This window comes from Mucilaginibacter sp., assembly GCF_036568825.1.
In the GTDB taxonomy this organism is placed as follows: Bacteria; Bacteroidota; Bacteroidia; order Sphingobacteriales; family Sphingobacteriaceae; genus Mucilaginibacter.
Window position 1 is genome coordinate 1 of the sequence record NZ_DATCRU010000008.1, and the last position, 11,612, is coordinate 11,612.

An 11,612-nucleotide genomic window follows, 5' to 3' on the forward strand; every position below is an offset into this window, starting at 1 on the left:
GCTGAGCTATACCTATTCGAGAACTTTCCTGAGACAGGATGACCCGAATGCAGGCGAGCTGATCAATGGCGGAGTTTACTATCCGGCCAACTATGATAAACCACATGCCGTTAACTTTAATGGGAATTACAGGTTTAGTCACAGGTTTAGTGTTTCACTGGATGTAACTTATAGTACGGGTCGCCCGATTACGCTGCCGATAGCCAAATATGAATATGCCGGATCAGAAAGGGTGTTCTATTCAGATAGAAATGAATATCGTATCCCGGACTATTTCAGGACAGATCTTTCTATGAATATTGACGGTAACCATAAGGTACATCAAAAATGGCATAACTCATGGAACATAGGGGTTTATAACCTGACAGGACGTGTTAATGCTTATTCAACCTTCTTTAGTGAACAGGGTGGTGTCATAAATGGTTATCAGCTTTCGATATTTGCAAAGCCAATTCCATTTATTAACTATAATGTTAGGTTTTAATAACAAATGTATGTGCAGAATACTAACTACATATACTTTAATGATGTTTGTTTGCTTACTACTGTGTGACTGCAAAAAACCTTATAACCCACCGGCTATAGGAGCGGCTCCCAATCTTCTTGTTGTTGAAGGCAATATTAATCCGGGAAGCGATTCCACGATAATACATCTAACACATACCCTATCTCTTTCAGCCCCGGCGGATACCTTACCCACACCGGAACTTGATGCAACAGTTTCGGTTGAAAGCGATGCCAATGCAACTTATCCGTTAACAGCAATCGGGAATGGGTATTACGTTTCAACCGGATTAAATCTTAGTACTACAAATAATTACCGTTTGAAAATAATCACCTCTAATAATAAAACTTACCAATCAGATTATGTGCCTGTAAAAAACTCGCCATCAATTGATAGTGTGAACTTTAATGTTCAAAATACAGGTGTCCAGGTAAATGTATCTGCGCACGATATTTCCAATAATTCCAGATACTATATGTACAAATACCAGGAGACGTGGATAATACATGCAGATTATGATTCAGGCCTGGAGTTGATAAAAGGAACAGACGGGAGTGGTAATATGATCTATAGTGTTGTCGGCAGACAACCGCAGGACCAGATTTTTCAATGTTGGTCATCAGATGCTTCTACCAGCATAATTTTAGGTTCCACCGATAAATTAACTAAAGACATATTGTTGAATTCGCCTGTTACATTTATCGACTCACATTCCGAAAAAATCAGCAATAGATACAGCATACTGGTGAAGCAGTACACACTTACTAAAGAAGCTTACGAGTACTATCAATTGTTGAGCAAGAACACAGAAAAGATAGGAAGTATTTTTGATCCCCAACCCTCAATGCTTACCGGAAATATACACAACGTGGCTGACCCTTCGGAGCAGGTAATAGGCTACGTTACAGCAGGGACGTTTACCCAACAAAGAGTTTATATAAACAGGTATGATTTGCCTGGCACACTGCAATATCTCACAAGTTTACCTTATGACAATTGTATGGTAGATAGTTTGTATTTCTCAGACCCAAGGAGCCAACAAAATACCGTAGACGCCAATCTTTATCATGGAGATGCGATCCCTTTATGGGCCATTCAATTGCCCGGTGGGCCGCTTCTTGGGTATGCTGTTTCGGGAGGAATATGTGCGGATTGTACTTTACGGGGAACAAACGTGCGCCCGGCATTTTGGGTTGATGCACAATAAGATCATTTGAGTATAAAAAAGAATAAATGACCGAAATTGAAAGGATTAAATAAATATTGTAAAATGGGGCTATGCATGCTTATTAATATATCCTTAGCTATGGGGTGCAAAAAATCCTATAATCCACCGGCTGTTGGGGCTTCCCCGGATCATCTGGTTGTTGAAGGTAATATTAATCCTGGCAACGATTCTACCATAATTCATTTAACACGTACTTTACCTCTTTCGGCACCGCCGGGCACCTTACCAACACCGGAATTGAATGCAACAGTCTCAGTTGAAAGCGATGCCAATTCAACTTATCCGTTAACAGCAATCGGGAATGGGTATTACGTTTCGGCAGGGTTGAATCTTAATACTGCAAATAATTACCGTTTAAAAATAATCACCTCAAACAATAAAACTTACCAATCAGATTATGTGCCTGTAAAAAACTCGCCGCCGATTGATAGCGTGAGCTTTAATGTTCAGAATACAGGCGTCCAGGTAAACGTATCTGCGCATGACGTGTCCAATAATTCCAGGTATTACAGGTATGAGTACCAGGAAACCTGGATAATACACGCAGATTATGATTCAGGACTGAAATTGATAAAGGGAGTAGACGCATATGGGGTACCCTCATATAATGTTGTACTCAGAGATCCCAAAGATGAGATTTATCAATGCTGGTCTTCTGATAATTCAAGCACCATTGTTTTGGGTTCAACAGCTAATTTAACCAAGGATGTGTTAGCAAATTCTCCTGTTGTTTTTATCGACTCCCATTCTGAAAAGATAGGCGTAAGATATAGTATATTGGTAAAGCAGTATGTACTTACCAAAGAAGCATTCGAGTACTATCAATTGCTGAGTAAAAACACAGAAAAAATAGGGAGTATTTTTGACCCGCAACCATCCACGCTTACGGGAAATATACACAACGAGGCTGACCCCTCAGAGCAAGTTATTGGCTATGTTACAGCCGGGACATTTACCCAGCAGAGGGTTTATATAAACAAATATGATTTGCCTGGCAGTTTGCAGTACTTTACTAATCTTCCATACAATAATTGCTTTATAGACAGTTTGTATTTCTCCAATCCGAAGACGGGTGAAAATCAAGTCGAAAATGATCTTTATCACGGTGATGCAGTACCATTATGGGCTATTCAACAGCCGGGAGGGCCGTTACTCGGCTATGCTGCCTCGGGAGGAATATGTGTTGACTGTACCTTAAGAGGTACGAACGTGAAACCCTCGTTTTGGATTGATCCGCAATAATTGTAATGACGAGAATAAATTTATTACAAATAAAGAAATAAAACATATGGCATCAATATTAAAGAAACTGATATGCAGTCTAACCCTTACGATAGTGTTGGTAGGCAGTGCCAAAGCACAGGTATTGAACAATGTGCAAAGTAGTTTTAAAAACTATAGCCAGTATGCGCTGCAGGAAAAGGTGTTTGTCCATTCGGACAAGGGGGCCTATCTTACGGGTGAGATACTTTGGTTCAAAGTGTATATGGTGGATGGCAGCTATCACAAGCCATTTAATCTGAGCAAGGTTGCTTATGTCGAGGTTTTGGATGATGCCCTGAACCCGGCAATGCAGGCTAAAGTGGAGTTAAAAGATGGTATTGGAAGCGGATCATTGTACATACCAGTCACCCTCAATAATGGTAATTACCATTTGAGGGCCTATACCAATTGGATGAAGAATTTCAGTCCTGATTTTTATTTTGATAAAAAGATCACCATTGTAAATCCGCAAAGAACGCCTGTTACAGCTAAAATTAATACAACAGATTTTGATATCCAGTTTTTCCCTGAAGGGGGCGACCTGGTTAGCGGCATAGTCAGTAAAGTTGGTTTTAAAGCCGTTAACAGAAGCGGAAAAGGAATTGATTTTACCGGTGCAGTGATCGATCAAAAAAATGATACCGTAGTAAAATTTCAGCCTCTAAAATTCGGTATGGGCCATTTTTCATTTACCCCTGCTGCAGGCAACACTTATAAAGCAGTAATTAAAGCCGGGGGCGCATCGGTTGTAAAAGATATGCCGGGGGTTAAAGACAAAGGATATGTAATGAGCCTGACAGACGCGGGCCCTGATAAACTGCAGGTAGTGGTCAATAGCAATATTGCCAGTCCTGACGGCTCAGTTTACTTGTTTGCACATACCGGGCAGGTTGTGAAAATAGCACAAAGAGCGCCGCAAATTAATGGTACAGCAACCTTTGCAATCGACAAATCGGCGCTGAACGACGGGATATCACACCTGACAGTTTTTGATGGCGACAGGCACCCGGTATGCGAACGTTTGTATTTTAAACGACCAACCCAAAACCTGGTTATAGATGCGGCTTCGGATCAGCAAAATTATGGCCACCGTAAAAAAGTAGATATCTCACTGGATGCTAAGGATCAATCAGGGAAACTTTTAGAAGCTAATCTATCCATGTCGGTATACCGTCTGGATGCTTATCAGACACTCGAGCCGGGTGACATATCAAGCTACTTCTGGCTAAGCTCCGACTTACGCGGAAATGTAGAATCACCTGAATATTATATCAAAAATAACACAGCAGAGGCCAATGAGGCGGTTGATAACCTGATGCTAACCCAGGGCTGGCGCCGTTTTCAATGGAGCGACGTGCTGCAGAATAAACCTGCTGCATTCAGCTTTTTGCCGGAGTACAACGGGCATATTGTTACCGGTAAGATCATCAACACAACCACTAATGCGCCTGCATTTGATGTAATTGCCTATTTTGCAGTACCGGGTAAGCGGGTACAATTGTTTGCTTCCAAAAGTGATACCACCGGGCATATTTTATTCAATACCAAAGACCTTTATGGTCCGGGTGAAATTGTGGTCCAAACCGACTCTCATCGCGATACTACCTATCATATCGATATTCAGAACCCTTTTTCAGAACAGTTTTCAAAATTGCCTTTGTCTCCGTTCGAGCTTACACCGGATATGAAAGTGCCATTGGAGCAACAAAATATTGCTATGCAGGTACAAAATATATATGCAGGCAGCAAAACCAGGCAATTTTACGAACCATATGTAGATAGTACCGGTTTTTATGGTAAACCTGACCACGTTTACCGGCTCGATGACTACACCCGCTTTACTACTATGGAAGAAGTTTTGCGGGAGTATATCAGGGAAGTGAACGTATTTCACCCGCGCAATAAATTTGAAATAAGGGTGATAAGCGATAAAGGATTTTTGGAAGGAGACCCGTTGGTACTGCTTGATGGTATCCCGATCTTTGACATGAATAAAGTGATGGCCATAGACCCATTAAAAATTAAAAGGCTTGATGTGGTTAAGGATAGATATTTCTGGGGACCTGCTGATGCCGAAGGTATATTGAGCTATGCCAGCTATAAATCTGACCTTGCCGGTGTAGAAGTTGATCCGCACGCGGTAGTGATGGATTATGAAGGCATGCAATTGCAACGTGTGTTTTACTCGCCTGTTTACGATACGGAGGCACAGGTATCCAGCCACACACCTGATTTCAGAAGCTTGTTGTACTGGGCTCCGACGGTAAAGACAACTACATCAGGTAAAAATCAAATATCATTTTATACCTCTGATGAGGAGGGAAAATATGTTGGTGTTATACAAGGGATGACAGCCGACGGACAATCGGGTAGTCGAACTTTTACCTTTGACGTAAAGAAATAACGAAGCCAATAAACTTTGCTACTATTGATTATTTAAAAGCCGGACAGGGATAAACTTTCCGGTTTTCGCCCATTATTAGCTGCTGGTTGTCTTTATAATATGCGCTTGTAATGTCCTTAAGCGAATCCTGGGTTGGGTAGTGAATTCCAACCATGCTGGTTAGAGAATAAATAAGATTCTGCGAAGAAACTTTGGCATTCTTATGTTGCAATATATTTGATATTTTCTCAGGATACTTAGTCTGTAGTTTTGGCGAGTACCATACAAAAAAAGGCACATGCGCAATGTATTTGGTTGGTGGCGATCCTTGGTGATGAGAAGTTAATCCCCGACTATCATCCATCAAATCCTCCCCATGATCAGAAATATAGGTGACTGACGAGAACGCATTTTGTTTATCCACCAGGCTGATTACACTATCAATCACCGCATCGGTATAACAAATACTATTGTCATAACTGTTGATCAGTATATTTTTTGACTTTCCGTCTGTCAATTTTGTAGTAACCGTTTTATTGCTTGGCTTAAATACATCGAACTGATCAGGATACCGCGCGCTGTAGCTGTAATGACTGCCCAAACCATGGATCACAATAAATTTTTTATTTCCCGGCTGGCTTAAGATCTTTTTAAGAGTATCTACCAATTGCATATCCATCACCACATTTTTTGTTGACCGGAAGTCGGTCAATAAATCGTATTCTTTTTGTGATTCCAATGAATGCACTTTAAAATATCCTAAGTAATCTGTTTGATTGGTGATCCAGTAGGAATTAAATCCGGCCTCATTGAATGCACCTGTAATTCCTTTACGGTGAAAGTTCGATTCATAATGATCAGCACCTACGCCTGTTAAAAGTAATGGCACTGCCCACTCCGTCATAAATCCGCCTGCAGCAACATCGTTATAAGACACCAGATCTTTCCTATTTGATAAGTTGGGAGAAGTGTTTCTTGAATAACCGTTGATCCCCCAATGATCATAGCGGCTGCTTTCGCCTATAATTAATACATGGACCTGCTTATCCTTAATAGAAGTGTCCTGCCAGCTGTGATAACTAAAGTTTTTCCGCTCGTTTTCACCCTGTCTGACGAATTTTTCCTGATATAAAACATGAGTAATGCCATCTATCACATTTCCGGGAAATATATCATAGAGCGCATCCCTTATATTTTCAGAATAACTTACGCTATGATCATAAATAGGTAACGGCGATATGGCGAGAGCCATTAATGAAACAGAAGAAACATAAACCGTCTTCCTGGTATCGATCGTATTCGGAACCCTTCGGTACAACAAATAAAGGATAAACAGGTATATTACTGTAAAGATGATCAGCACTGCCAAATAATTCCGCAGTAACTCCAGGGCCTCATTATGGTTGGTGTTCATGATCATCAGAATAGTTGCTTCCGACATTTCTGAATGAAAGTATAGGATATAGCCCAAGTTAAATGGAACTATCAGAAGAATAGGAACCAGGAATATCAAATAAAGCCTTAGATGCTTCCTGAATAAAAAAAGTGGCATAAGAAAGATCAATATCCCAAAACCGAATGTGAATACGCCTTTCACATACTGATGGCGCAGGATATCAAAGAGTAATTCGGAAAACGGAATTACTGCTATAATTACTAAAAACGGAATAATAGACGATGCATTTCCACGCGGGAATAGCAGGTTTTTAATTGGTTTCATGTTATTTATGTGTTAACATGATATTATTTAAATGTAAATAAATTGTAATTGTTTTGTTAAGTACGAAGGAAAATTTAGAATGGTGGCCTATAAAACTTTGGCTTTTAGGAGTTAAATTGTAATAAAGCCGATACAAAGGCATTTAAGTACAAATTGTACTATACTATTTGCGTTAAAAACGCGTAAAAGGCCATCTGAAGCGGGTTTTGAGGTGAGATTAGAATTGCATTAGAATGCATAAAGGTTTAAACCGCAAACTTATTTTTGAGTCTAAAAAGAAATAAAAAATATAAGAATCACACATTCTATTTCTAATCAGTCATGAAAAGGTTATTTAAATATGCTTCCGTTTTTGCATTGGCAGGTATTCTTTCACTGACATTAGTTTCTACAGCTAATGCTCAGCGCGGTTTCCACGGAGGCGGCGGCGTTCGTGTTGGTGTAGGTTTTGGCGGCGGTTTTAGAGGCGGAATCGGCTTAGGCTTCCGTACCGGCGGGTTCGGGGGATATTATGGTTATCCGGCCTTTGGTTATCATATATCCGTTCTACCATATGGATATTACCCGTTCTATTGGGGTTCTGACCTGTATTATTACTATGGCGGTGTATTTTACCGTCCGTATGATGGAGGTGGCTATGAAGTCACCGTTCCTCCTGTAGGTGCTGAAGTACCCGGATTACCAAGAGGTGCCAGCTCAATTGTTATCAATGGTCAACAATTTTACGAGTTTAATGGTGTTTACTACCAGGGTGTCGTAAACGATAAAGGTAAAACGGTATATGTGATTGCGGGTAAAAATGGCGTTTTAAATACCGATGGCAGCGATGGCACTGTTGACAATCCGCCTGCTCCGCAAGTTGGCGACGTGGTGAATCAATTGCCTGACAATTGCCGCAAAGTAAAGCTGAACGGTAAAAAATACTATGTATCTCCTGATGGCATTTACTACGAAGAGTTTACCGATGCCAATAATATGCGGGCATACCGGATTGCCAGCATACCAATGGACGACGAAAAGCAAAATTAAATCATCTATCTATATAAAATGAGCCCGCTTACAGTGCACAGCCGGGCTTTTTTTGTTTTTACCTGTAGGCAAATAATTTAAACAATACACAAATAAACCTTTCTCATCGTTTATAGTCTATAAGGTATTATACTCAGGAAAAAGAGATTATGAAAAGATGGTTTAAATATATGTCGGCTCTTGCATTTACAGGATTGCTGACAATTGGCCTGATCGCATCAGCGAGCGCACAGCATCGTGGTGGCGGCGGTCACGGCGGGGGTGGTGGATTTCATGGCGGCGGTGGCTTTCACGGTGGTGGAGGTTCCCATGGCGGCGGAGGTTTCCGCGGAGGAAGCAGTTTCCATAGCAATGGTGGATTTCGTGGCGGTAGTGCCTTCCACGGTGGAAGTGCATTTCGTAGCAACGGCGGTTTTCGTGGCAGTGCAGGCGTTCGTGGTGGAACGGCTTATCGTGGCTCATTTGGCGCCAGATCAGGCATGGCTTATCGCGGTGGTGTAAGAGGCGGTGTAGGTGTAAATGCCTACCGTGGCGGATATCGTGGTGGCGTAAATGCTTATCGCGGTGGTGCTTACCGTGGTGGTTATGGATACCGTGGTTCTTATTATCACGGCGGAAGATACTATGGAGCTTACCGCGGCGGATTTTATCGTGGCCACTACTTTGGTTATCATGGTTACTATGGTCCCGGCTTCCGCTTCGGCTTTGGTTGGGGATACCCGCATATCGGTTTCTATTTAGGTGTACTGCCTTTAGGCTATTACCCATTCTACTGGAACTCGGATCCATACTATTATTACGGAGGCACTTTCTACAGGCCATATAATGGCGGATACGAAGTGGTAGTACCACCGGTTGGCGCTGCAGTTCCTAATCTGCCTTCAGGTGCTGAACCAATCACTATCGATGGCGTACTGTACTACGAATTCAACGGTGTATACTATGAACAAAGCCAGGATGAAAACGGCCGTACCATTTATGTAGTTGCCGGGAAAGATGGTGTCCTGAATACCGGGAACACTGACGCATCAATTAATGATCAGCCAATGTCCTATAACGACGATCCTATTATGGATAACAGCAGTACCGATAACGGCGACAATACAACTTATGCACCCAATGTTAAAGTTGGTGACGTAGTAGACCAATTACCTGAAGATTGCCGCAAAGTGACTTTGAACCACAAAAAGTTCTATGTTTCTCCGGATAATATTTTTTACGAAGAATTTAAAGATGCTGATGGTGCCGGATATCGTGTTGCAAGCGTACCAGGAGCGAATGATTGAGTGATTGTCAAGCATATCTACATGCAAGGCCCCCGATTTACCGGGGGCTTTTTTGTTTCCTTTCACGTCCTTAAAAGAGGGCATTTGTGTGGTTTTTAATGGGTTTTTATGATTGAAAAGCGCTCATATTAAGTTGTTTAGCCAATTGGCATTGGCTTTGACACATGCATTAAGAAATGAAGAACCTGAATCGCATATTTCTAATTGCTATAATCAGCATACTTATTCTAAGCTCTGCCTGTCATACCCGCAATAAAACGCAAAAAGGTGCAGCTATTGGTGCCGGAACAGGGGGTATAGTTGGCGGCTTTATTGGTAAATCAGCAGGCAATACGGCCCTGGGTACCATCATAGGAGGTGCGGTTGGTGGAACAGCCGGTGCCTTCATTGGTAAAAACATGGATAAGCAGGCCAATGAACTGAAAAGCACCATACCAGGCGCTACAGTAACACGTCAGGGCGAGGGTATCATTATCAATTTTGATTCAGGGATTCTGTTTGACGTCGGCAAGGCAGAGATAAAAGCCAACGCTCAAACTAATCTTCAAAACCTGGCCGCATCTCTCGGTAAAAACCCGGAAACAGATATCCTGATCATTGGCCATACCGACAATAGCGGCGATGGGAATAATAATATCGATCTGTCCGTGCGCCGGGCCGCTGCCGTGAAGAATTACCTCGTGTCAAACGAAGTAAAGGCATCACGTCTTAAAATTGATGGGCGGGGCTCAACAGAACCAATCGCCGATAATAACACTGTTGCGGGCCGAGCGCTCAATCGCCGGGTCGAGATCGTAATTGTGGCCAATAACAAAATGAAAAAGCAGGCAGAATCAGAAGGGAAATAGCAAAAGAAGAGTTTGATTATTGAAATCCCAGCACTAAAATGTTGGGATTTTTTGTGGTAACATGCGGCAAAAAATCCAGGCAAAATAAAAGCCCCCTCACTCTTGCAGTTTGGGGGCTTTCAACCTAAACCTTATCACAATTAAACCGGCAAGAATGCCAGTTCGCAGTAAGTATTACAATTACTATACCAATAGACGGTTTGTTAATATCATTTTTATTCTACAACTTAAAATTAACTTTTTGTTGTGTGTCTGCGCCCACGCAGTGTTTAATTTTCTTTACAGAAGTGTTTTCTTTGCAGTACACTTTTGAACCCGTTATACTTGTTTTGATACATTTTTCCGGCGCAGCCAGGCATCAAAAAGGAATAGTCCCAGCACAATGTCAAAAAACAGGAAGCCTTCCAGAACAGGTTTGCTCAGGTAATTTTTTATGTCAGGCAGGCGTAGGCTGTCAGGCAGATGTACTGAAATATTGGCAGACCCTCCTGTATGCACACTTGACATTGCCAAAATCAGCGAAAGTGCAATGCTGATAATGAAGAACCCGGATATTACTTTAATTATCCGCTTATTTATGCCTGCTTTTAATGGCTGTTGTGCATGCTCATTACGGATGGCTTCCATCACATTATAAGTGAATGCCATCGGCGGTTCGTCCGGTTCCATTTTAGAAAACTCCTGGTTCAGAGCCAGCAGTTCTTCGTATTTGCGACGGTAAACTTCGTCCTGCGCAATTAATATATCGATGGCTTTCCTGTCTTCATCCGGGCAGGTGCCGTCAATATAGTTCCAAAGTTTCTCCTCAATCGTGTTCATATCAATTCTTTCACCTCGTGCTTTAAATTATGCTCCAGCTTTTCCTTCAAACGCTGCCGCGCTCTGAATAGTTTAACTTTAACCGTATTGGTCTCAATACCCAATGTTTTGCCGATCTCCTCCAGCGATTGCTCGCCCATATAAAACAGGGTTATGATCGCGGCATCATCAGGCATAAGTTGTGTTATAGCCTGGTTCAAATAGTAAGACCTCGATTTATTCTCGGCCGAATTAACATCATGCAACGACGAACTATTCTCTAACTGAATATAAGTATTTTCATCGTCAATAGAATCGGTGTCCACCCTTTTCTTCCGTAAAAAGGTCATCGCCGTTGTGTAAACAATACTGTACAGCCAAGTACTGAATTTGGACTGCCGCTGAAATGCTGATAACGAGCGGTAGGCTTTAATAAAACAATCCTGGGCAATCTCTTCGGCGTCTTCGCGGTTTTTTGCAAAACGAAGGGCGAGTGTAAAAACAAAACGCTGGTGCCGTTTTACCAGGTCGGCGTACGCCGCCTGGTTTCCC

The 11,612-nt window shown here is 41.9% G+C and carries 9 protein-coding genes and 1 pseudogene; 7 read left to right on the forward strand and 3 right to left on the reverse strand.

Translation table 11 applies throughout. From position 1 onward, the window contains the following. From VIM89_RS02240 to VIM89_RS02255, 4 genes and pseudogenes are all read left to right on the forward strand, one after another. A pseudogene (locus VIM89_RS02240) lies at positions 1-484 on the forward strand (TonB-dependent receptor); the annotation flags it as partial. A 10-nt stretch (positions 485-494) separates the two neighbouring features. Then, on the forward strand, positions 495-1,712 hold the full coding sequence (locus VIM89_RS02245; RefSeq protein ID WP_488154497.1) for a DUF4249 domain-containing protein: 1,218 nt from the start codon (positions 495-497) through the stop codon (positions 1,710-1,712). Between the two features lie 99 nt (positions 1,713-1,811). Beyond that, positions 1,812-2,975, forward strand: a complete 1,164-nt coding sequence (locus VIM89_RS02250) for a DUF4249 domain-containing protein (protein ID WP_488154498.1) — start codon at positions 1,812-1,814, stop codon at positions 2,973-2,975. A gap of 46 nt (positions 2,976-3,021) precedes the next feature. Continuing rightward, positions 3,022-5,400: a hypothetical protein gene (locus VIM89_RS02255; protein ID WP_488154499.1), complete on the forward strand. Its 2,379-nt coding sequence runs from the start codon at positions 3,022-3,024 to the stop codon at positions 5,398-5,400. Positions 5,401-5,428: 28 nt separating this feature from the next. On the opposite strand, the gene VIM89_RS02260 is transcribed toward VIM89_RS02255, so the two are convergent. Further along, entirely contained in the window at positions 5,429-7,099 is a 1,671-nt protein-coding gene (locus VIM89_RS02260) for a phosphoethanolamine transferase (RefSeq protein WP_488154500.1), read from the reverse strand. A 321-nt stretch (positions 7,100-7,420) separates the two neighbouring features. On the opposite strand from VIM89_RS02260, the gene VIM89_RS02265 reads away from it, so the two are divergent. The 3 genes from VIM89_RS02265 to VIM89_RS02275 all read left to right on the forward strand — a co-directional run bounded on the left by VIM89_RS02265 (position 7,421) and on the right by VIM89_RS02275 (position 10,262). Next, positions 7,421-8,128 (forward strand): DUF6515 family protein, encoded by a 708-nt coding sequence (locus VIM89_RS02265; RefSeq protein WP_488154501.1) that lies wholly within the window; start codon positions 7,421-7,423, stop codon positions 8,126-8,128. Positions 8,129-8,277: 149 nt separating this feature from the next. Then, complete coding sequence (locus tag VIM89_RS02270) at positions 8,278-9,414, forward strand: DUF6515 family protein (RefSeq protein ID WP_488154502.1); 1,137 nt, start codon at positions 8,278-8,280, stop codon at positions 9,412-9,414. 176 nt (positions 9,415-9,590) lie between these two features. Continuing rightward, entirely contained in the window at positions 9,591-10,262 is a 672-nt protein-coding gene (locus VIM89_RS02275; RefSeq protein ID WP_488154503.1) for a YiaD family glycine zipper/OmpA-like lipoprotein, read from the forward strand. Positions 10,263-10,580: 318 nt separating this feature from the next. Here VIM89_RS02275 and VIM89_RS02280 read toward each other — a convergent pair whose 3' ends face one another. Next, positions 10,581-11,081: an anti-sigma factor family protein gene (locus VIM89_RS02280; protein ID WP_488154504.1), complete on the reverse strand. Its 501-nt coding sequence runs from the start codon at positions 11,079-11,081 to the stop codon at positions 10,581-10,583. Beyond that, a partial coding sequence (locus VIM89_RS02285; protein WP_488154505.1) for an RNA polymerase sigma factor occupies positions 11,078-11,612 on the reverse strand: 535 nt, incomplete at its 5' end. The genes VIM89_RS02285 and VIM89_RS02280, both read right to left, overlap by 4 nt.